This window comes from Mycobacterium sp. E136, from assembly GCF_001666865.1.
Lineage (GTDB): Bacteria > Actinomycetota > Actinomycetes > Mycobacteriales > Mycobacteriaceae > Mycobacterium.
Genome location: NZ_LZJE01000372.1, coordinates 16,624 through 36,434 on the forward strand (window position 1 = coordinate 16,624; position 19,811 = coordinate 36,434).

Annotated in this window: 18 protein-coding genes; 10 read left to right on the forward strand and 8 right to left on the reverse strand. The window is 66.5% G+C overall.

Annotated elements, in window-relative coordinates; translation table 11 throughout:
* Positions 1-39: 39 nt before the first annotated feature.
* Positions 40-492, reverse strand: a complete 453-nt coding sequence (locus A5698_RS25440) for a MaoC family dehydratase (RefSeq protein WP_067092342.1) — start codon at positions 490-492, stop codon at positions 40-42.
* Between the two features lie 32 nt (positions 493-524).
* A complete protein-coding gene (purU, locus tag A5698_RS25445) occupies positions 525-1,370 on the reverse strand; it encodes a formyltetrahydrofolate deformylase (protein ID WP_068302715.1) in 846 nt (281 codons plus the stop codon).
* A 353-nt stretch (positions 1,371-1,723) separates the two neighbouring features.
* Here purU and A5698_RS25450 point away from each other — a divergent pair, with 353 nt between their 5' ends.
* The 3 genes from A5698_RS25450 to A5698_RS25460 are packed head-to-tail and all read left to right on the forward strand — an operon-like array spanning position 1,724 to position 6,458.
* A complete protein-coding gene (locus A5698_RS25450) occupies positions 1,724-2,476 on the forward strand; it encodes a hypothetical protein (protein ID WP_068302718.1) in 753 nt (250 codons plus the stop codon).
* The gene (locus A5698_RS25455) at positions 2,473-4,611 is read left to right on the forward strand and encodes an Rv1355c family protein (RefSeq protein WP_068302725.1); all 2,139 of its coding nucleotides are present in this window, start codon (positions 2,473-2,475) and stop codon (positions 4,609-4,611) included. The genes A5698_RS25450 and A5698_RS25455 overlap by 4 nt, the downstream gene beginning before the upstream one ends.
* A 47-nt stretch (positions 4,612-4,658) precedes the next feature.
* Positions 4,659-6,458: a putative bifunctional diguanylate cyclase/phosphodiesterase gene (locus A5698_RS25460; RefSeq protein WP_068302779.1), complete on the forward strand. Its 1,800-nt coding sequence runs from the start codon at positions 4,659-4,661 to the stop codon at positions 6,456-6,458.
* Here A5698_RS25460 and A5698_RS25465 read toward each other — a convergent pair.
* Positions 6,405-7,286, reverse strand: a complete 882-nt coding sequence (locus tag A5698_RS25465) for an FAD-dependent oxidoreductase (RefSeq protein WP_068302727.1) — start codon at positions 7,284-7,286, stop codon at positions 6,405-6,407. The two genes, A5698_RS25460 and A5698_RS25465, sit on opposite strands and share 54 nt — an antisense overlap.
* A 523-nt stretch (positions 7,287-7,809) precedes the next feature.
* On the opposite strand from A5698_RS25465, the gene A5698_RS25470 reads away from it, so the two are divergent.
* Together A5698_RS25470 and A5698_RS25475 are read left to right on the forward strand one after the other, a co-directional pair.
* Positions 7,810-8,493, forward strand: a complete 684-nt coding sequence (locus tag A5698_RS25470) for a TetR family transcriptional regulator (RefSeq protein ID WP_068302730.1) — start codon at positions 7,810-7,812, stop codon at positions 8,491-8,493.
* 67 nt (positions 8,494-8,560) lie between these two features.
* The gene (locus A5698_RS25475; RefSeq protein ID WP_068302732.1) at positions 8,561-9,223 is read left to right on the forward strand and encodes a ScbR family autoregulator-binding transcription factor; all 663 of its coding nucleotides are present in this window, start codon (positions 8,561-8,563) and stop codon (positions 9,221-9,223) included.
* Here the strand turns inward: A5698_RS25475 and A5698_RS25480 are convergent.
* Positions 9,220-9,621, reverse strand: coding sequence for a PAS domain S-box protein (locus A5698_RS25480; RefSeq protein WP_068302738.1), 402 nt, complete (start codon positions 9,619-9,621; stop codon positions 9,220-9,222). The genes A5698_RS25475 and A5698_RS25480 overlap by 4 nt on opposite strands.
* A gap of 137 nt (positions 9,622-9,758) precedes the next feature.
* Here A5698_RS25480 and A5698_RS25485 point away from each other — a divergent pair, with 137 nt between their 5' ends.
* The 3 genes from A5698_RS25485 (at position 9,759) to A5698_RS25495 (ending at position 13,104) form a co-directional block, all read left to right on the forward strand.
* Complete coding sequence (locus A5698_RS25485; protein WP_068302745.1) at positions 9,759-10,991, forward strand: acyl-CoA dehydrogenase family protein; 1,233 nt, start codon at positions 9,759-9,761, stop codon at positions 10,989-10,991.
* A 10-nt stretch (positions 10,992-11,001) separates the two neighbouring features.
* Positions 11,002-12,126 (forward strand): acyl-CoA dehydrogenase family protein, encoded by a 1,125-nt coding sequence (locus A5698_RS25490; protein WP_068302752.1) that lies wholly within the window; start codon positions 11,002-11,004, stop codon positions 12,124-12,126.
* A gap of 105 nt (positions 12,127-12,231) precedes the next feature.
* The gene (locus A5698_RS25495; protein WP_068302755.1) at positions 12,232-13,104 is read left to right on the forward strand and encodes a universal stress protein; all 873 of its coding nucleotides are present in this window, start codon (positions 12,232-12,234) and stop codon (positions 13,102-13,104) included.
* 1 nt (position 13,105) lies between these two features.
* Here the strand turns inward: A5698_RS25495 and A5698_RS25500 are convergent, their stop codons facing one another.
* Genes A5698_RS25500 through A5698_RS25510 form a run of 3 tightly spaced genes read right to left on the reverse strand, consistent with a single transcriptional unit; the run spans position 13,106 to position 15,886 of the window.
* Positions 13,106-13,744, reverse strand: coding sequence for a TetR/AcrR family transcriptional regulator (locus A5698_RS25500; RefSeq protein WP_068302760.1), 639 nt, complete (start codon positions 13,742-13,744; stop codon positions 13,106-13,108).
* A 4-nt stretch (positions 13,745-13,748) separates the two neighbouring features.
* Complete coding sequence (locus A5698_RS25505) at positions 13,749-14,840, reverse strand: NAD(P)H-dependent amine dehydrogenase family protein (protein WP_068302764.1); 1,092 nt, start codon at positions 14,838-14,840, stop codon at positions 13,749-13,751.
* Entirely contained in the window at positions 14,837-15,886 is a 1,050-nt protein-coding gene (locus tag A5698_RS25510; RefSeq protein WP_068302769.1) for a Rieske 2Fe-2S domain-containing protein, read from the reverse strand. The genes A5698_RS25505 and A5698_RS25510 overlap by 4 nt, the downstream gene beginning before the upstream one ends.
* A 91-nt stretch (positions 15,887-15,977) precedes the next feature.
* On the opposite strand from A5698_RS25510, the gene A5698_RS25515 reads away from it, so the two are divergent.
* On the forward strand, positions 15,978-16,919 hold the full coding sequence (locus A5698_RS25515; RefSeq protein ID WP_197506892.1) for an NAD(P)H-dependent flavin oxidoreductase: 942 nt from the start codon (positions 15,978-15,980) through the stop codon (positions 16,917-16,919).
* A gap of 8 nt (positions 16,920-16,927) precedes the next feature.
* Here the strand turns inward: A5698_RS25515 and A5698_RS25520 are convergent, their stop codons facing one another.
* Entirely contained in the window at positions 16,928-18,193 is a 1,266-nt protein-coding gene (locus A5698_RS25520; protein ID WP_156670891.1) for a hypothetical protein, read from the reverse strand.
* A 798-nt stretch (positions 18,194-18,991) separates the two neighbouring features.
* Between A5698_RS25520 and A5698_RS25525 the strand changes: the two genes are divergently transcribed.
* Positions 18,992-19,811: cytochrome P450 family protein (locus A5698_RS25525; RefSeq protein ID WP_231967533.1), on the forward strand; the 820-nt coding region annotated here is incomplete at its 3' end.

A 19,811-nucleotide genomic window follows, 5' to 3' on the forward strand; every position in this document is an offset into this window, starting at 1 on the left:
AAAATGGGCAGGTTCACGTCTGCTCGCGAGAAAAAATCCCTACCGGATGAACCGGACGATCGACTCCGCGACCGCGGCCGGCTTCTCCGAGCCCTCGATCTCGATGGTCGTGGTCATTGTCGACTGCACGGCGCCGTCGAGCTGGTCGATCTTGGTCAGTTCGCCCCTCGCGCGGATCTTGGCACCGACCTTCACCGGCGTGATGAAACGAACCTTGTTGTAGCCGTAGTTGATCGCCATCGTCACGTTGCCGACGGTGTAGAGCTGATGCGAGAAGTGCGGAAGCAGCGACAGCGTCAACAGGCCGTGAGCGATGGTCCCGCCGAACGGCCCGTTCGCGGCCTTCTCCGGATCGACGTGGATCCACTGATGATCCTCGGTCGCGTCGGCGAACAGGTTGACGCGGTCCTGGGTGACTTCGAGCCATTCCGTGGGACCGAGCTGGTCGCCCTCGGCCGCGATGAACTCGTCGAGGTCGCTGAACTTCTTCACTACTTCTCCTTCGTACCGGCTGCGGGACCCGGCTAAAAGACGACGGTCTGATTGCCGAATCGGATGATGCGATCCTCACAGTGCCACAGCACCGCTCGGGACAGAACAACGCGTTCCACATCCGATCCGAGGCGGATCAGATCCTCCACGCTGTGCCGATGGTCCACCCGCACGACATCCTGTTCGATGATCGGGCCCTCGTCGAGGTCGTCGGTCACGTAGTGCGCCGTCGCGCCGACCAGCTTGACGCCGCGCTCCTTGGCCCGTCGGTACGGTGCCGCGCCGATGAAAGCCGGCACGAACGAATGGTGGATGTTGATCAACGGGCATCCCAGCTCCTCGATGAACCGCGGCGTGAGGATCTGCATGTAGCGTGCGAGCACGACGAGGTCGACGTTGCCCCTCAGCAACTCGAGCTGGCGCCGCTCGGCCTCGTCGCGGATATCCCTACTGGCCGGTACGTGAATGAACGGAACGGAGAACGGCCGGACCTGATCCGCGAGGTCGGGATGGTTCGCGATCACCATGGCCACCGACATGTCGAGCTCACCGCGGCGGTTGCGCCACAGCAGGTCGAGAAGGCAGTGATCTTCCTTCGACGCCATGATCGCCACGCGTTTGGGCTTCGCGGCCTCGGTGAGCCGAAAATCCATACCGAAAGGTACTGCCACTCGCTCAGCGAACTCACTCTCGAGCGAGTCGCGCGCGGCGGTCAAGCCGGGCAGGTGAAAGATGGTGCGCTGCATGAACGTGCCGCCCGACTGTTCGGTCGCATGCTGATCGAGCGAGACGATGTTCGCGCCGGCTTCGGCGAGGAACGCGCTGACGGCCGCCACCAGCCCCGGACGGTCCACGCAGCGCAGCAGCAACCTGCCCATATCCCTCACGGGTAGGTCTCCGGCGCCCAGACTGGGATACTCCCCGTCCACCCCTAAAGGGTGTCACTCGGCGGTCGGCGGCGCATGTGAAACCGCACTTCGGCACCGAATCCGCTGACGTGTATTCCATTCCGGAGCGGTCCGCCAATGCGCGGTTCGCCAATTAGCTGGCAACCGGGCGAGCAGTTCTCGGGCGTATCTTTTCGCTTCGACAACAGACCTTTTCACAACAAGATCACCGCGCTTCCTGGTAATAAAACAGCTCTCGGCGAGATACTCAGATGGATGTGGGAAATCCCACATGTGATCAGCAGCGACCAGACCGGTGGAAACTGCCCGATGAACGGACGACCATGACCGTTGCCCATTTCCAACCCACCCCCGAAGTCGCCGCCAGTTTGCGGGAGACTCCAAGTTTCTGGGATCCCGAGACGGACTGCACGATCACATTTGCGCACCCCGCAGTCGAACCCGAGTTGTGGCGAGACTTCGTCGCCGGGGCCACGCGCAGTTACACCAAGCACGGTGTGGCGAAAGCGCTCGACATGGAGGCGTTGCATTCCGGCGCGGACACCATCTTGTTCGCGGCCTGCGTCGACCGGTCGGGCAAGGTGGTCGGCGGCCTGCGCGCGAAGGGCCCCTACCAGTCCCCCGACGAGGCCCATGCCCTGCAGGAGTGGAGCGGTCAACCGGGTTTCGACGCGGTGCGGAAGATGATCAGCGACCGTCTACCATTCGGCGTCGTGGAGATGAAAACCGCATGGGTGACCGACGATCCCGATCGCAACCGCCAGCTCACCTACGCGATCTCCAGGACCCCGCTGCACGCGATGGGGCTTCTCGACATTCAATTCATCGTCGCGACTGCGGCGTCCTACGTTCTCAAGCGCTGGCTTTCATCCGGCGGAATTCTGGCGATGAAGATTCCGCCGACGCCCTACCCCGACGAACGTTATGAAACGCGCCTGGCGTGGTGGGATCGTGCGACATTCGCCAAACACGCCGATCCGAAACAGCTTTCGCTGTACTTCGCTGAACAACAAAGGCTTGCGCCGCGCGTCGGGAATGCGGCTGGGATATCAGCCGCGACCGGGACGGAGCGGTGATACCGGGAAACGGCGATTCGAATTGGTGCAATGCAATAGTTCTGGCCGACGACGACCCCCTCCTCGCCGAACTGCATTCAGAACCGGGCATCGTATTCACCGACACCGCAGTACAACAGCAACAGGTGCTGCGCGAGATCCGACCATCACCGCCGGAAGACGTTCTGGCTGAGCCGATTCGCTGGGCTTACTTCCCATGGCGGCGGACCGCGGTCAGCATCCTCGGGCCCAAGGGCTTTCGTCGCGTGCGGCTCGATCGCAACCGGAACCTCATCACCCCTGCCGAGCTGAAAAGGCTGAACGGTTTGAAGGTCGGCGTCGTCGGGTTGAGCGTCGGGCACACCATCGCCTACACACTCGCGGCCCAGGGACTGTGCGGAGGCCTGCGGCTGAGCGACTTCGATGACATGGATCTGACGAACCTGAACCGAGTGCCCGCCACGGTGCTCGACATCGGAGTGAACAAGGCGATCGTGTGCGCCAGGAGAATCGCCGAGCTCGACCCGTATCTACCCGTGCAGGTCGATGTCTCGGGCGTCACGGAGCAGACCGTGCACGACTTCGTCGACGGCCTGGACGTCGTCATCGAAGAATGCGACTCCCTGGACGCCAAGCTGCTGGTGCGCGAGGTTGCACGCCAACACGGCGTCCCCGTGCTCATGGCGACCAGTGACCGCGCGCTGCTCGATGTGGAGCGGTTCGATCTCGAGCCGGGGCGCCCGATCCTGCACGGTCTGGTCGGCGACCTCGACGCCGCGGGGCTGGCGAACCTCAGCAGCGCCGACAAGCTGCCGTATTCGCTGCGCCTGGTCGACGCCAGCCAGGTCTCCGCCCGCATGGCGGCGTCGCTGATCGAAGTGGGGCAGACCTTGTCGACGTGGCCGCAGCTGACGTCCGAGGTGGCGCTGAACGCGAGTGTCGTCGCCGAGGCGGTCCGGCGGATCGGGCTCGGCGAGCGGCTGCCGTCGGGGCGGGCGCGGCTGGACGTCGGCGAGGTCTTCGAGCGCCTCACGACCCCGGTCGCGGCGGTTGGCGAACATCCGGTCGGCGACCCGCCGATGGACACGGCACCGGGGGAAGCGACGGACGCCATCGCGGCCGCCGCTCAACGCGCGCCGTCCGGTGGCAACGCCCAACCGTGGCGGATCGAGGTGGCCCCCGGATCGGCGACCGTCCGGCTGGACCCGGAATCGACCACGACGATGGACGTCGGGCTGCGGGGCAGTGCCGTCGCCGTCGGGGCGGCCGCCTTCAACGCGCGCGTGGCCGCCGCCGCACATCACATGAGCACGCGGGTCGACTACTGCGCCGGCGACGAGGCCTCGCCGTTGACCGCGACGGTTCAGCTCACACCGGGTGACGATCCCGATCTCGCGTCGCTGTACGAAGCCATGCTGGCGCGCGAGACCAACCGTCGTCTCGGCAGCGCGGCGACGATTCCCGACGACACCATCAAAAACCTGGACGCCGCAGCGGCTGCCGAAGGTGCCCGCCTGCGCATCATGACCGACCGGGACGACCTCGAGTCGGCCGCCGCGATACTCGCCGCCGCCGACCGGATCCGGTACCTGACCCCGCGCCTGCACGCCGAGATGTTCGACGAGCTGCGGTGGCCCGATGCGCCATCGCTGGATTCCGGCATCGACGTGCGCACCCTCGAACTCGCCCCCGCGGATCTGGTGATGCTCGACGTGTTGTGCCGCGCGGAGGTGATGGACCACCTGAGGGCATGGGACGGCGGACAGGCTCTCGGCGACGACACGGCGCGACGGATCCGCGGCTGCGCGGGCCTGGCGGTCGTCTCGGTGCCAGGGCGCCGGCTCGTCGACTACGCGCGCGCCGGGGCGGCCGTCGAGTCGGTGTGGATCCGGGCCCAGCAGCACGGCCTTGCCGTCCAACCGGTTTCACCGCCGTTCCTGTACGCGCTCGATGCGCAGGACCGACGGCTGGTCTCCCCCTCTTTCGCCGACGACCTCGGCAAGCTGCAATATGATTTTCAGCAACTCGCAGGCACCGGTCCGGCGGAGTCGCAGGCGCTGATCCTCAGGTTCACCTACGCACCCCGCGCGTCGGTCCGAAGTCGGCGCCGCAATCACCACCGTCATCGCAACACCGACGGTGCAAGGGAGGGTTAGTGCCCAGCAGCCTCGAGAATCTCGTCACCTCGGTCGCCACGCGGCTGATGGGCGTGAACGCGGCCACGTCGGTCGAGGTGAGCCGGCAGGTTCTGGCCGATCTCGTCGCGTACTTCGGCGTGGACGTCAGCTTCCTGCGCCACAACGACCACCGGATTCGCGCCTCGGTGCTGGTCGCGGAGTGGCCGATGCGGCCGGGCATCCCCGATCCGGACCCGTTGGCGGTCGTGTACTTCGCCGACGCGGATCCGGTGTTCGCGCGGTGCGAGCATCAGAAGGAACCGATCGTGTTCCGCCCGGAACCCTCGACCGAGGAGTACCAGCAGACCATCGCCGAGGGCAGGCAGGTGCCGTCCACCTCGATGGCTTGTGTGCCGATGCTCTCGGGCGACGTCACCTCCGGGGTGCTCGGGTTCGTCAAGTTCGGCGACCGCGACTGGACGCCGGAGGAACTCAACGCCCTCAAGGCGATCGCCTCACTGTTCGCCCAGGTTCAAGCCCGGGTCGAGGCCGAGGACCGGCTCCGCTACCTGGCCGAACACGACGACCTGACAGGTCTGTGCAACCGGCGGGCGTTGCTGGCCCACCTCGACGAGCGTCTGCGGGACGGACAACCGGGACCGGTCTCGGTGTTGTTCTTCGATCTGGACCGGCTCAAGGCCATCAACGACTACCTCGGCCACACCGCGGGTGACTGGTTCATCCGCGTTCTGGCCGAGCGGCTGCGCCAGTGCGCCGACAACGGCACCTTCCTGGCACGACTCGGGGGCGACGAGTTCGTGGTGGTGCCACCGGGGCCGACGGACGTCGAGGCCGCCGAGGCCCTGGCGTATCGGCTGCAGTCGTCGCTGAACGAGCGGGTGCCCGTCGACGGCGAGAAGCTCACCCGCACCGTCAGCATCGGGGTGGCACTGGGTGATCCGGGCCGCGACAACACGTCGGACCTGCTGCGGCGCGCCGACCAGGCGGTGTTGACGGCCAAGGCCTCCGGCGGCAACGAGGTCGCCGTCTTCACCGACCAGATGTCGCTGGACTCCGACTTCCGCAACGACATCGAGCTGCACCTGCACGGTGTCATCGAAGCGGGTGCACTTCTCCTGCACTACCAGCCCGAAGTCAACATGCATACCGGCGAGATCCTCGCCGCGGAGGCGCTGGTCCGCTGGGAGCATCCGACCCGCGGGCTGCTCGCGCCCGGTTCGTTCATCGGAGTGGCCGAATCCATCAACCTGGCGGGCGAATTGGGACGGTGGGTGATGCGCACGGCGTGCCGCGAGTTCGCGCAGTGGCGCGCGCACGGTGTCGGCCGCGACGCGGTCCTGCGGATCAACGTCTCGCCGGTGCAACTGGTCAGCGACGGCTTCGTGGAGTCGGTCGCGGAAACGATCGAGGAGTTCGGACTCGACGGCGGGTCGGTGTGCCTGGAGATCACCGAGAGCGTGGTGGTGCAGGACATCGAAACCACCCGCAAGACGCTGGCGGGCCTCAAGCAGGTCGGCGTACAAGTCGCCATCGACGATTTCGGTACCGGCTACAGCGTGCTGTCGCACCTGAAGTCGCTACCCGTCGACACGCTGAAGATCGACAAGGGTTTCGTCAGGGAGTTGGGCGTGGACCCCGGCGACCTCGCCATCGTGCGCGCCATCATCGCGCTCGCCGAGGCATTCGGTTTGCAACTCGTCGCCGAGGGCGTCGAAACCGAGCGCGCCGCCCGCACCCTGCTCGAGCACGGATGCCATCGCGCCCAGGGGTTCCTGTTGTCGCGCCCGGTGCCGGGCGCGGAGATGCAGGCGCTATTCGCCCAGGGACGGATACCCGTGCAGTTTGCCGCAACGCCACGAGCCTGAATGACGGTAGGTCTCGCGGAGGTTGGTGTGTAAGCGGCGGCCACGCGCATGGCACGTCGAGCCCGACAGCGCGAGCGGTTCAGAGGTGAGCACCTCCACCCTGCCGAACCGGCTGGCGCGCTGCCCGACCAGGCACACCCGCAGGATGTCACCTGACTCCGCGCGCCGATCCGAGTGCGGAAGCTGGGCGGCCCCGCTCGTCACCGTGACGCCGTGCCGGGCCCGGACCGCCACCGGACCGGCGGGTGTCACGAACACCGCGCCCACCGCGACGCCTTCCTCGAACACCAGGCGCTGCAGCGCGTGATCGGCGCGCACCTCCATGCCGCGGGTGGCGACGCCCTCGCTGAGCAAGTCGAACACTGAGCCGGCGAGGTCGGCGGAATCGGCGCTCACCGCCCCGATCTCGAGAACCTCCAGGATTTCGCCGTCCGACGCCTGTACCGTCGTCGCGCTCCAATCCGGCAGCCGCGTCGAGAGGTAGCCGAACGGCGTCGCCAGGCACTGCGCCGCCCATTCGCGCAGACGCGCTCCGACGAACGGCGCGACGGTGCGGCCGGTCTCGGCGGGCCGGTGCGCGGGCACGGTTCGGATCGGCACGCCGAGATCGTGCGACTGCCGACGCGGTGAACCCAGATCAGAGGTCATCTCGGCGAAGAAACGCCGGGTGCACGGATCGGCCGAATCCGTTCCGAGCCAATTTGACTCCGCGATGCCCCAGTCGGCGAGGAACACCTCGCCGCCGAGATCTCCGAGCGCGATCGCATGCGCCAGGCCGGCCGCACCGGCGCCGGCACATACCACGTCGACTTCGTCGTCCCACTCCACCGTTAACTTCTCCAAGGTCGCTTCGACGTGCAGTACGGGGTTATGAAGCCGCGCAATCCTCGTTATAACGCAACGATTCAGCGGCCCGCGGAAAGCTGCCATTGCCCGAAGACAAGAGCGAGGGGTTTGCCTGTACGGGCAATGGCAACGCGATGGGTAGCAACTCCAGCAAGCTTGCGCAGACGCGGCTGCGGTGGCGGCGGGGGGCCTGGGGCGCAGTGAGACCGGCGAGTGGCGACAGATTTAGCCACGAACCGAAAGTCATCACGTCGCGTACTTTACATACTTTTTGGATGTTACGGGGGCCTAACTATGACTTAAAGTTTGACGTGTCGGACACAACAATCCGAAGTGCGGAATTTCAGCGATGTCAGCCGAAAGAATTGCGGAGGAACCACGCGCTCCAGTAAAACGGTCAGCCGACCGCGTTGACACGCTCAGCTAACTGCACGGTATTCGTCGAACCGGGGTAACGGATGGAACAATCGCAGGGTAGGACAACTCCAGGCAAACGAGGCTTCCGCTGAACAGCGTTCCCCCATCGTCCGAGCACGTCGACCGGCGGTCGGACTCAACGCGACTGCAGATCCTGCGTGCGGCGTCGCGTCTGTTCGCCCGCAGCTCGTACAGCCGGGTGAACCTCGACGACATCCTCGCCGACGCGGCGGTGACCAAGGGGGCGATGTACTTTCACTTCCGCTCCAAGCACGCGTTGGCGTCCGCGATCGTGGAACTTCGTATGGAGGAAGCGCGCTCATCGGTCGATGAGGTGCTGGCGCGCAGGCTGTCCGGCTTGGAGACGCTGATCGATCTGTCGTTCCGAATCGCGGTCGACGACATCGGAAGCGAAGTGGCCAGGGCGGGACTGAACCTGCTGGAGTCCATCGGTCGTACCGACGGCCTTCAACCGGTGACGCTCACCAGGTGGGTCGAGGGTTACGCGAGGGTCATCAGCAGGGCGGTCACCGAGGGCGACATCCGCGATCACGACGACGCCGAGGCGATCGCCCGCCTGCTGGTGTCGATGTACATGGGCCTGCGGCAGACCAGCGATCTCGACGACCCCGAGCGCTTCCTGCGCGACCTGCAGTCCGCCTGGATGCTGCTTCTACCCGGCCTGACGACCGCGGACCGCATCGCGTACCTCGCCGAGTTCGTCAAGCGGCGCACGGGCGTCGCCATCAAAACTGCAACTCCCTTGGATTGATCTATGATCCTGCGACCAGGCCAACTCCACCCGGTCGAGGCCGTCGCAGCATCCGGAGGTACCGGCCATGGTGCGCCAAGCACGATCTGAAGCGACGCGGCGACGAATCATCGACGCCGCGGTGGAGTTGTTCAACGAGATCGGTTATCCCGCGACCAGCCTCGGCGACATCATCGAACGCGCCGAGATGACCAAGGGCGCGCTGTATTACCACTTCGACTCCAAAGAGGCGCTCGCCGCCGCGATCATCGACGAGGGCAGCGCCACCCTGTTCGAGACCTTCGAGAAGATCAGTCAATCCTCGGCGCCCGCACTCGAACGGGTCATCCACGGCTGTTTCGTCGTCGCCGACCTACTCTCCACCGACAGCACCGCCAGGAGCGCCACCCAGCTGCGTCGGACGTTCGGCGAATTCAGCGAGGCGACCAGCCGCATATTCGGCCGCTGGCTCGACGAGATAGCGACGACCGTGACGGCGGCGATCGAGGAGGGCGATGTACGCCCCGACCTCAATCCCATCGCGGTCGCCGAAACGGTTGTCGGAGCGATGACGGGGGCCGAACTGCTTTCCAGCTCAGCCTCGTCCGGCACCGACGTGTTGGAACGCCTCGGCCGGATATGGGAGGTCCTGCTGCCGGCCATCGCGACCGAGGAGTCGCTGAGCTATTTCCAGCAGTACCTGGCGCGAGAGGCATTGCGCCGGTCGGCACCCGATCCGGGCGACGCCTAGAGTTCGTCCACCCAGAGCTGCTCGGTCAGATCCTGGAAAGTGGCGAGGGCGACCGGATCACTGCCGCGGCGTAAGGCCGATTTGCTCATCCGGGCCCGCACGATCGAGCCGTCCCTGTGCAGGAGTTCGACGACGAGTTCCTCGTGCGCGCGCATCACCGAGACCGCGGACTCGTCGGCGGGCAGGGTGTGGAAGATCTGGTGGAACTGCAACTCGCTGACGGCATCGGCGGTGTAACCCACCATGGCGGCGAATGCCTCATTGGCGAACACGATCGAACCGTCTTCCGCGATCGCCAATACCGGTACCGGCAGGCGGTCGAGCACCACGACGGCCGGCAGCTCTTCGAGAACAGCCGTCGGCGATTTGGGAACCTGACCATCTCGTCGTCGCTCCACGAATTCAATTATGCCGTCGCCGCAGCCTGCCCGTTCCACAATTTCCGCGCGGAGCGGCCGTTCACTTGAGCGCCCCCACACGGGCACATAGTGAACTAGGTTTACTGTGTAGATCGTCAAGAGACAGGGGATCGACGATGGACCTCAAATGGTCGCCCGCCGACGCGGCGTTTCGTGACGAGGTGCGCAGCTTCCTCGACGAGAAGCTGACGCCGGAGCTGCGCCGCGCCGGACGCCTCATGACCAGCGTGTACGCCGATCACGACGCGAGCATGGAATGGCAGCGGATCCTGCACGAACGGGGTTGGGCCGCGCCGGCCTGGCCGGTCGAGCACGGCGGCTGCGAGTGGAGCCTGACCCAGCACTACATCTTCAGCCGGGAATCCACGCTCGCCGGTGCGCCGTCGCTGTCGCCGATGGGCATCCGCATGGTCGCCCATGCCCTGATCAAATTCGGCACCGATGCACAGAAGGACTTCTTCCTACCGCGCATCCTCACCGGCGAGGTCTTCTTCTGTCAGGGTTACTCCGAACCCGAGGCAGGGTCCGATCTGGCGGCGCTGTCGATGGCGGCCGTCGACGACGGGGACGACCTGGTCTGCACGGGTAGCAAGATCTGGACGACGCACGCCCGCGAAGCCAACTGGATGTTCGCACTGGTGCGCACGTCGAGAACGCAGAAGAAGCAGCAGGGAATCACGTTCGTGCTCATCGACATGTCCTCCCCCGGGATCGAGATTCGGCCGCTGGTGATGACATCCGGAGAAGAGGTTCAAAACCAGGTCTTCTTCGACGAGGTGCGGGTGCCCAAGTCGAACGTCCTGGGAAAGATCGACGACGGGTGGACGGTCGCGAAGTACCTGCTGGAGTTCGAGCGCGGCGGCGGTGCGTCGTCGCCGGGACTACAGGTGATGGCGCAGGAGATCGCGACGGTCGCGGCGAGCCAACCCGGACCCGGCGGGGGCCGACTGATCGACGACCCGGCCTTCGCCCGCAAGCTCGCCGACGCCCGGATCCGCACCGAGGTGCTCGAGATCCTCGAGTACCGGGTGCTGGCGACGGTGGCCGAGGGTAAGAACCCCGGCGCGGCCTCGTCGATGCTCAAGGTGCTGGCGACCGAATTGAGCCAGGCCATCACCGAACTCGCGATGGAAGCGGCCGGCCCGCGGGGCCGGGTGTACCAGCCGCACGCCACCTGCCCCGGCGGCCCGATCGCGGAGTTCGAGCCGCCCTCGGACGGCTATCTCAGCGGTGAGCCCTGGCAAGCCGTCGCACCGTTGCGCTACTTCAACGACCGGGCCGGCTCGATCTACGCCGGCAGCAACGAGATTCAGCGCAACATCCTGGCCAAAGCCGCGCTGGGACTCTGAGGGGTTGGATATGGACTTCAATCTGAGCAAGGAACAAGAACTGCTGCGCGACGGCCTGAACAAGTTCCTGGCGAGCCGCTACGACCTCGAGTCGAGCCGCGCGGCGGCCAAGTCGGGTGCCGGATGGCAGCCCGACATCTGGTCAGGCTTCGCCAACGAGCTAGGGATCCTCGGCGCCGCGCTGCCGGAGGAGATCGGCGGAATCGGCGGCGGGCCGGTCGAGGTGATGGTCATCGCCGAGGCGCTGGGGCAGGCGTTGGTCGTCGAACCGTATGTCGACACCGTGGTCGTGTCGGGCGGCCTGTTGCACCGCGCAGGCGGTGAGGCGGCGTCGGCTCTGTTGGAGCAGATCGTGGAAGGGTCGGCGATCGTCGCGCTCGCGGCGTCCGAAGAGGCTTCCGGCCACAATTGGGCGGACGTGACGACGAGCGCCGAACGCGACGGTGACGGGTGGGTCCTTCGCGGATCCAAGATCGTCGTCGCGAGCGCGCCCCTGGCCACCCACCTTCTGGTCAGCGCCCGCACCACCAACGGGATCTCGCTGTTCATCGTCGATCTGGGCTCGGCCGGCGACGCCGTTACGGCTCATAACTACCGCACCGTCGACGACCGCCGGGCATCGGATCTGACCTTCGATGGTCTCCGGCTTCCGGCCGACGCGCTCCTCGGCGAGGAGGATGCGGCGTGGCCGTCGCTCGAGCAGGCCCGTGACGAAGGTGCGGCGGCGGTGTGCGCGGAAGCGGTCGGCTGCATGCGAAAGGTCGTGGCCGACACCGTCGAGTACGCCAAACAGCGGCATCAGTTCGGCCAGCCGATCGGAACTTTTCAGGCGCTACAGCACCGCATGGTCGACATGTACATGGAACTCGAGCAGGCGGTGTCCGCCGCATACCTGGCGGTGCTCAATCTCGAGGCCGAACCCGATGTGCGGGCACGCGCGGTATCGGCGGCCAAGGCCACCGTGGGCCGGGCCGCGCGCTTCATCGGGCAACAGTCGGTACAGCTGCACGGCGGCATGGGAATGACCGAGGAGCTCGCGATCGGCCACTACTTCAAGCGGCTGACCGCGCTGCAGTACGAGTTCGGCACAACCGACTTCCATGTGACCCGGTACGCGGAGTTGGCTAGAGCCTGACTCCCCGCACGCTGCGTAGGAGAACAGGGACCAAAGGCCCTGTCCGCGCCGCGGTTCGCGGATTAGCGTCGGATCCGTAAGCGCGTGTCGCGAAGGGAGAAGACCATGGCCGCCGGTCCGAGCGGAATTCTTGTTGGTGTCGACGGATCACCGGACTCGGAGGCGGCCATCCGGTGGGCAACCCACGAAGCCGTCCTGCGAGACCAGCCGATCCGGCTGCTCCATGCGATCCCGCCCGTCGTGGTGACCTGGCCGGTGGCGTATCTCGAAGCCAGCTACATCGATTCGATGGAATCGAACGGCCGCGACATCATCGCCCAGGCGCAGAAGACGGTACAGGCCGCCGCGGGCGACAAGCTGCCGGCCATCGAGACCGAGATCGTGAACGCCGCGGCGCCCTCGGCGCTCGTCACCGCATCGCGCGACGCATACATGACGGTGTCCGGTTGCCGCGGCCTCGGTGTCCTCGGCCGGGCCTTCCTCGGTTCGGTCAGCAGTGGCCTCCTGCATCACGGACGCGGGCCGATCGCGATCGTGCGCACCGACGAGGCTCCCGCCGTCGACGCCACCGCCCCTGTGCTGGTCGGTGTCGACGGATCGCCGACCTCCGAAGAGGCCACCGCGCTGGCGTTCGACGAGGCCTCGAGGCGAGGCGTGCCGCTCGTCGCCCTGCACGCGTGGAGCGACGCGTCGTTCCCCTCGATCGGTAGCGACTGGGAACGCTACGAGGAAGGCGGGCACCGAATCCTCGCCGAGCGCCTTGCGGGTTGGCAGGAACGGTATCCGGACGTGCAGGTGCAGCGCCGCATCGTCAGCGACGACCCGGCCACCCGGCTCGTCGAAGCGTCGAAGGACGCTCAGCTGGTCGTGGTGGGCAGCCGGGGCCGGGGCGGTTTCTCCAGCCTGGTTCTGGGCTCGGTCGCATCGAAGGTGGCTCAGGCCGCCACGTCGCCGGTGATCGTCGTCCGGCCGCGGTGAGCTACCCGGCGGCTTGCAGCTGAAGTTCGACGTACGCCGTGACGACGTCGGTCAACGCCCGTAGCTCACGGCCGACGTCGATCGGTTCCTCGACCGCCATCCGGGCCACCATCGCACCCATCAGCGTGGTCCAGATCAGGTTGCCGACCGCGTCGGCGTGTTTGCGATCGAGACCCTCGGCGACGAACCGGCCGAGCCGGGTCAGCGTGGAGAACAACTCCGCAAGGTGACGTTGCTGCGCGTCCGCGCGACCCGTCCGGGTTGCGATCAGGATCTCAAGCGCCGCAATGGATGTCGGGCTCAGGAAGGCGTCGGCGACGGCGTTGATCACCAGCTCGGTGCGCGCGCGACCGTGGTAGTTTCCCGATGCCGACTGGACGCCGTGCAGGCACGCCACCAGCTGGTCGAAACCCTCGTCGACGACGGCCATCAACAGCCCGTCGCGATCCCCGAAGTGGTACTGGATGACCCCCCACGTCACACCCGCACGTTCGGTGATGTGCTTGGCGCTCGCCGCCGCGAAGCCCTCCTCGAGGACACAGCGCACCGTCTCCCCGATGACCATCGCGCGGGTCCGATCCGCGCGGACCTGCTTGCCGTTGGGCGGGCGACGCGGCGCGACGTTGGCGGCCTGCGGCACGGCCCTACCTCTTGAACCGACCGGCGAACCCGCGCAGCGGCAGGTCGGCACTGGTGATCAAGCCCGGCGGCGCGGCCACCACCGACCGGATGGCTTGCAGCGCAGGCATTCCCGTCACCGTCATGCCGATGGATGCGAAGGCCTCAGGATTGGACAGGTCCACGCCGGGCTTCGGGAAGATCATGTGCTTGTTGTACACACACGGATCACCCTTGATCTGGGTGATGTAGCAGCCCTTGATGTCCCAGTGCGGATCGGTGTGCGGCGTCATCTGCCATTCCAGATGCGTCTCCACCCGCGGTACGCCGTCGACCATGCCCTGATACTTGATGTAGTTGCCGCCCAGCGAGCCCTTCGGCAACTGGTACCAGCCGAGATCCACATCCTTTGTGCAGGCGCCCAATTCGTAACTGAACTTGACCTCGTCGAGTTCGAGGTCGAAGCAATCGGCCATCAGCAGCACGCTGTCGGCGAACACCCGGGTGTACTTCTCCAGCTTGCCGGGGATCGCGGGGTCGTCCACGGGCTGGCCGTAACCGACCTCGATCCAGGTGTCCTTCGAGTGATGACACGACACGTCGACCGACTCGATCGTGGTGACGTTTTCGATCTCGGCGACATCGGCCGAACACACGACGCCGAGGATCTGGTTGAGGCCGGGGTTCATGCCGGTCCCGTAGAACGTCGAATTGCCCTTGCGGCAGGCCTCTTCGAGAAGTTGCGAAACGGGCTTTCCCGAGGGATGCGGGTGGTTGGTGTCGCGGTGCCATCCGGTGATCCAGTCCGCGGTGGTGACGATGTTGATGCCCGCCTCGAGAACCTTGACGTAGAGGTCCTCGTCGGGGAACACGCCGTGAAACGTCAGCACATCGGGTTTGGCGGCGATGATCTCCTCGACCGTGCCGGTGGCCGTCACCCCGATCGGGCCGATGCCCACGATCTCGCCGGCGTCGCGGCCTACCTTCTCTGGTGTGTAGCAATGCAATCCGACGAGCTCGAGATCCGGATGCTCGCCGATCCGCTTGACCATCTCGGTTCCGAGATTGCCCGTGGCAACCTGGAACACACGTGTCGGGCGGGCAGGCTCTGCGATCATCGGGTCGGGCCTTTCTCGGAGGACGTTGTGGCGCGGGAGGATTCGAGGTCAGCGGCACTGCCGCCGCGGCCGTCGGGATAGAACTGAGTGGCCCACTTGCGCAAGGCGGTGAAGCCCTCGTACTCGGCGGTGGCCAGTGCGGGCGGGTCGGAATACCGCTGGTGTGCCCAGATGTGCACGTCCTGAGCGAACTGGCGGATGACCTCGGCACCGAATTCGGTGGCCTTGGCCTCGGCCCGTTGGTCGTCACGTCCGGGGGTCCGCCCGATGTAGACCATGAAGCGGACATCGGACGTGCGGTCGTCCACCGGCGTGATCGCCGAGATCGTCCGGTTGTCCACCATGCCCCAACTCTTCGTCACCGCGATGCCGAGCCCACCGTTGATGGCCTCCACACCGCTCTGCACGTCGTCGATCGACTGGTTCTCGTCACCTTCGAATGTGATCGTGAAGTCGACATAGGACCACGGCTCGGCGAAGTCGTGGCGCGTGAACACCGGAACGATCGGCGTCTTGTGCACGAACTTGAAGTGCGCGAAGTCGACGCCGTTCTCCAGGACGTACTGGGGATGCATCTCGAGCCCCTCGCGGAAGAGGGTCATCGGCGGGTAATAGTCGGCAGCGGTGCGGGAGTCACCGAAATCGCCGAAGATGTCGGGCGCGTCGAAATAGGGCGCGCGTCCCTCGACGTCATGCCAGATGTAGATGGAGTCGTTGCGCTCGGTGACGGGGTAACTACGGATGCGACGACCGCGGTTCGGGCGGTCCTGGTACGGGATGCAGACGTTGCGGCCCTCGGCGTTCCACTGCCAGCCGTGGAATGGGCACTCGATGACCTCGCCCTCCACGTGCCCGCCGTAACCCAGATGGGCGCCGAGGTGCTCGCAGTAGGCATCCATCACCACCGCTTGGCCGGATGTCGTTCGCCACGCGATCATTTCGCGGTCGAAGTACTTCATCCGCCGAACATCACCGGGCGCAAGCTCCGCCGACCACGCGACCTGGAACCATCCGGTCGGCTTCATCGACAGGGGCGGTTTGGCCATCGGCGTCCTCTCGGGCTGCGCTGCCACAGGGGCTCGGTGGGACAAATGATAGAGCACTCAATGTAAATGTGGCCAGGGGTGATTTCACCGCATGTACGCCTGCCCGCAGAATGACCTCGTGGCGAATCGAATCCAGGAACTGCTCGGCGTCGACTTCCCCGTCGTGCAGGCGCCGATGACCTACATTGCGCGCGCCGAACTCGCCGCCGCGGTCTCCGAGGCAGGCGGCCTGGGCATGATCGAGACGCTGACCGACGAGGGGCGCGCAGACCTGTACCGGGTGCGGGACCTCACCGACAAGCCGGTCGCCGCCAACCTGATGATCCAGGGCTGGAAGGCCGACCCGTCGATCGTCGACACCCTCGCGGCCGCCGGAGTGAGTCACGTCTTCACCTCGGCGGGCGACCCGGCGTTGTTCACCGCGCGACTGCACGACGCCTGCATGACCGTTGTGCACGTCGTGGGATCGCTCAAGGGTGCGCGCAAGGCCGCCGATGCCGGCGTCGACGCGCTGGTGGTCGAGGGCGTCGAGGGCGGTGGGTTCAAATCGGTCCTCGGCGCGTCGACGATGGTGCTGCTGCCTCTGGTCGCGGAGAACGTCGACTTGCCGATCATCGCGGCGGGCGGGATGTGCGACGCCCGGTCGGCCGCCGCGGCGCTGGTGCTCGGTGCCGAGGGTGTGCAGATGGGCACCCGGATGCTGGCCAGCATCGAATCCGCCGTGCACGCGAACTTCAAGGACGCCATCGTGACCGCAGACGATGCCGGCACGGTGCTGCTCGATGTCCCCGGCAACCCGACGATGCGCGTCCTGCGGACCGGGCTGGCGTCGCGGGTCGCGGCTCACGAACCGGGCGCGCGGCTACTCGGCAAGATCACCGAGCTCTACTTCGGCGGTGATCTGGACGCCAGCGTGGCCAACACCGGTCAGGTGTCGTCGCGCATCCAGGAGTTGCTGCCGGTCGCCGACATCGTGCGGCGCACGTGGACCGAGATCGACGCCGCCTTGACCGACGCCAAGGCGAGGATGTAGCCGGACGGCTAGGCGACGTGTTCGAGGCCGCGCGCTGCGCGCTCGGCTTCCGGACACACCGCACGTTTGGTGCGCGGCCCGCGGGCGCGCTGACGTAGCGCGACCATGGATCCCGAACGGACGACGCCCAACGGACCGGATCCGGCGAACCGTGCGATACCCGAGGCGCGCAGGGCCAGACCGGCTTTCGCCTGACGGTAGCCGACCCGGACACCCGCTGCGGCGACGACGAGAAGGGCGCCGACGCCCGGCAACGCGATGGCCGCCAACGCGGTCAGCGATGCCGGAACGAGAACCGCCTCGATGACGTGCTCGAAGATCGACCGTGCGCTGGCGGGAGCGGCGGCAGGTGCCAGCGGCACCGTTCCGGAGACCGACAGCGGTTGGACAGTGCCGGAGGTGGTGACCTTTCCGGGCGCCGGGCGTGGAGCCATGGTGCCGAAGAGCGAGCCGTCGGCGGGAGCCACGACGTGCGGCGCTTCGACGGCGTGAGGCGCGACGAAGGGGCCGCCGGTCGGTGCGTTCACCTTCCGGGCGTCGAGCGTGCCGCTCCCTCCGATCAGGGACTGGGGCGGATTGGACGACACCGGGATACCGAGCATGGCGTAGAAGTCCGAAGGAACCTGGCTGACCGCACCCACCACCGTCGTCAGCATGGTCTGCAGCGAGGTGATGGCGTCCCGCACCGGGGTGGTCGACGTCTGCAGGCCGGCGAGGGACTGCGACCACGTCGTCATCGCGCCGTTGATTGTGACGAACGCGTTGGTCAGCGGGTCGGTGCTCTTGGCTTCGGACGCCACAGGAGCGGTGCCGGCCGTCGTCTCGGTCTGTGAAGCCGCCGAGCCGATCCCGGAATTCGAGGTCGAGTTCGAGGTGGCTTGGGTCCCGGAACCGCCGGCGGGCACCGTTGAGACGGCGCCGTCGGTGCCGGTTTCGGTTTCGGTCGACAGTTCTTGGGTGCCGGCGGTCTGGTCCTCGGTGGTCAGCGTCTGAACGCCGACCTCCGCGCCCTGCTGCTCGGCGCCGGGCGTGCCCTCGGAATCACCGGGCACGGTCTCCGTGGCCTTCGTTTCCTCGGTCGTGGCGTCCTTCTTCGACTTCTCGGTCGTGGCGTCCGTCTTGGCGTTCCTGTCGACGCCGCCCCGGAAGATGGTCGTCGGCCGGGTGAACCCACCCTGGTGCCGCGACGGCGAAAGCCGGGAGAAGTCCGGGAGACGGAGACGGAAGCGCCGATCGAGCTTCGGCTGGGTGCTGGTCGAACTTCCCGTGGTCACCGAAGAGGTCGTGCCGGAGGACTCGGCAGCCGTCGTGGTACCGGAGCTCTGGCTGGTCCCCGTCGAGCCGCCACCTGCACCGGAGCCGGTTTGGTCGGCACTGGCGATGGCACCGCCGGCGCCGAAAAGCAAGCCGGTAGCGAGTACGCAGACACCCGCAGAGATACGCAAAGGTGACGTGGGAATGATCGCCTCCGTCCAAAAGAGAACCCTCGTGGAGAGGGTTTGATAGGAGATTGTTACACGAAAATGGCCCGGCAATACAGACCTATTGGTGACGTTCGCGGCCGCCTCAGTGCAAATCTTTGCCCGCTGAAGAATCCTCGTGAATGGCGCGACAAGATCAACGCCTCCGGCGCCGCTCGAACGAGCCGGTTCTCAAATGTCGCCTGCCGTCCCGGCGAGCGCAGGCCGGCACCGCTGCACCCATCATCGAGGCAGGTCGGCGCCGGTGACCGCGCGGCGATGAGCCCGCACGGACCGGCCAGGGACTCCGGCCCCGAATGTCCGCCGCTCGACTTCGAAACAAAGCCGCGGGCCGCCGATCTTGGTGGCGAATTGGTAGCCGGGATTCGGCGCACCCGAGGCCACCTCGCGTCGTTTTAAGCGGAAGGTCTAAACAGCCCCGGCTCGAGCGGCCGCTGACAGACTGTCCACGAGTCGGTGGCGCGCTGCGTCACCGCTTTCGAATGAGGTCCGGCGAAAGGCGGAACGCGATGACGGTGAGCGCTGACGAAGGTGTGCGGGACAGCCGGGACAGCGACGCCAAGCAGGACGCAGAGAAGGCGGACGTCCACTATGTTCGCCCGCATCCGCGAGCACGCGCCGCTGTACTACAACGCCGAACACGATTTCTATGCGCTGAGCCGCTACGACGACGTCGACGCCGCACTGCTCGACCACGAGACATTCAGTTCGGCGCGTGGGGCCGTGCTGGAGATCATCAAGGCCGGCCTCGACATCCCGCCGGGCACGCTGATCTTCGAGGATCCACCGATCCACAACATCCACCGCAAGCTGCTGTCGCGGATCTTCACGCCCAGGAAGGTCAACGCGCTCGAACCCAAGATCCGGCAATTCACCGCACGGTGCCTGGACCCCCTGATCGGCGCGGGCCGCTTCGACTTCGTCAAGGACCTCGGCGCACAGATGCCCATGCGGGTCATCGGGATGCTGCTGGGGATCCCGGAAGCGGACCAGGAGCACGTGATCGAGCACGGCGAGTCGACGATCCGCACCGAACGCGGCGGCAAGATGACCGACAATCCCGACGGGCCCATCGCCACCGGCCAGGTGTTCGCCGACTACATCGACTGGCGCGCCCGGCATCCCGGCGACGACATCATGACCGAACTGCTGAACGCCGAGTTCACCGACGAGACCGGGACGCTGCGGCGGCTGGGCCGCGAAGTACTCCTGCTCTACCTGCAGGTGATCGCGACCGCGGGCAGCGAGACCACCACCCGGCTGATCGGCTGGGCGGGCAAACTGCTCTCCGATCACCCCGATCAGCGGCGAGCCCTGGTCGCCGACCGGTCACTGCTGCCCGCGGCCGTCGAGGAGGTCGTGCGCTTCGAACCACCCGCACCCCACGTAAGCCGCTGCGTCACCCGCGACG

Excerpts from the sequence above, each read along its gene's own strand:
- A5698_RS25490 (WP_068302752.1), top strand. The coding sequence starts at position 11,002 with ATGGACTTCAATCTGAGCAAGGAACAAGAACTGCTGCGCGACGGCCTG.
- A5698_RS25505 (WP_068302764.1), bottom strand. The coding sequence starts at position 14,840 with ATGATCGCAGAGCCTGCCCGCCCGACACGTGTGTTCCAGGTTGCCACG.
- A5698_RS25450 (WP_068302718.1), top strand. The coding sequence starts at position 1,724 with ATGACCGTTGCCCATTTCCAACCCACCCCCGAAGTCGCCGCCAGTTTG.
- purU (WP_068302715.1), bottom strand. The coding sequence starts at position 1,370 with ATGGGCAGGTTGCTGCTGCGCTGCGTGGACCGTCCGGGGCTGGTGGCG.
- A5698_RS25475 (WP_068302732.1), top strand. The coding sequence starts at position 8,561 with ATGGTGCGCCAAGCACGATCTGAAGCGACGCGGCGACGAATCATCGAC.
- A5698_RS25485 (WP_068302745.1), top strand. The coding sequence starts at position 9,759 with ATGGACCTCAAATGGTCGCCCGCCGACGCGGCGTTTCGTGACGAGGTG.
- A5698_RS25510 (WP_068302769.1), bottom strand. The coding sequence starts at position 15,886 with ATGGCCAAACCGCCCCTGTCGATGAAGCCGACCGGATGGTTCCAGGTC.
- A5698_RS25460 (WP_068302779.1), top strand. The coding sequence starts at position 4,659 with ATGGGCGTGAACGCGGCCACGTCGGTCGAGGTGAGCCGGCAGGTTCTG.
- A5698_RS25515 (WP_197506892.1), top strand. The coding sequence starts at position 15,978 with ATGTACGCCTGCCCGCAGAATGACCTCGTGGCGAATCGAATCCAGGAA.
- A5698_RS25495 (WP_068302755.1), top strand. The coding sequence starts at position 12,232 with ATGGCCGCCGGTCCGAGCGGAATTCTTGTTGGTGTCGACGGATCACCG.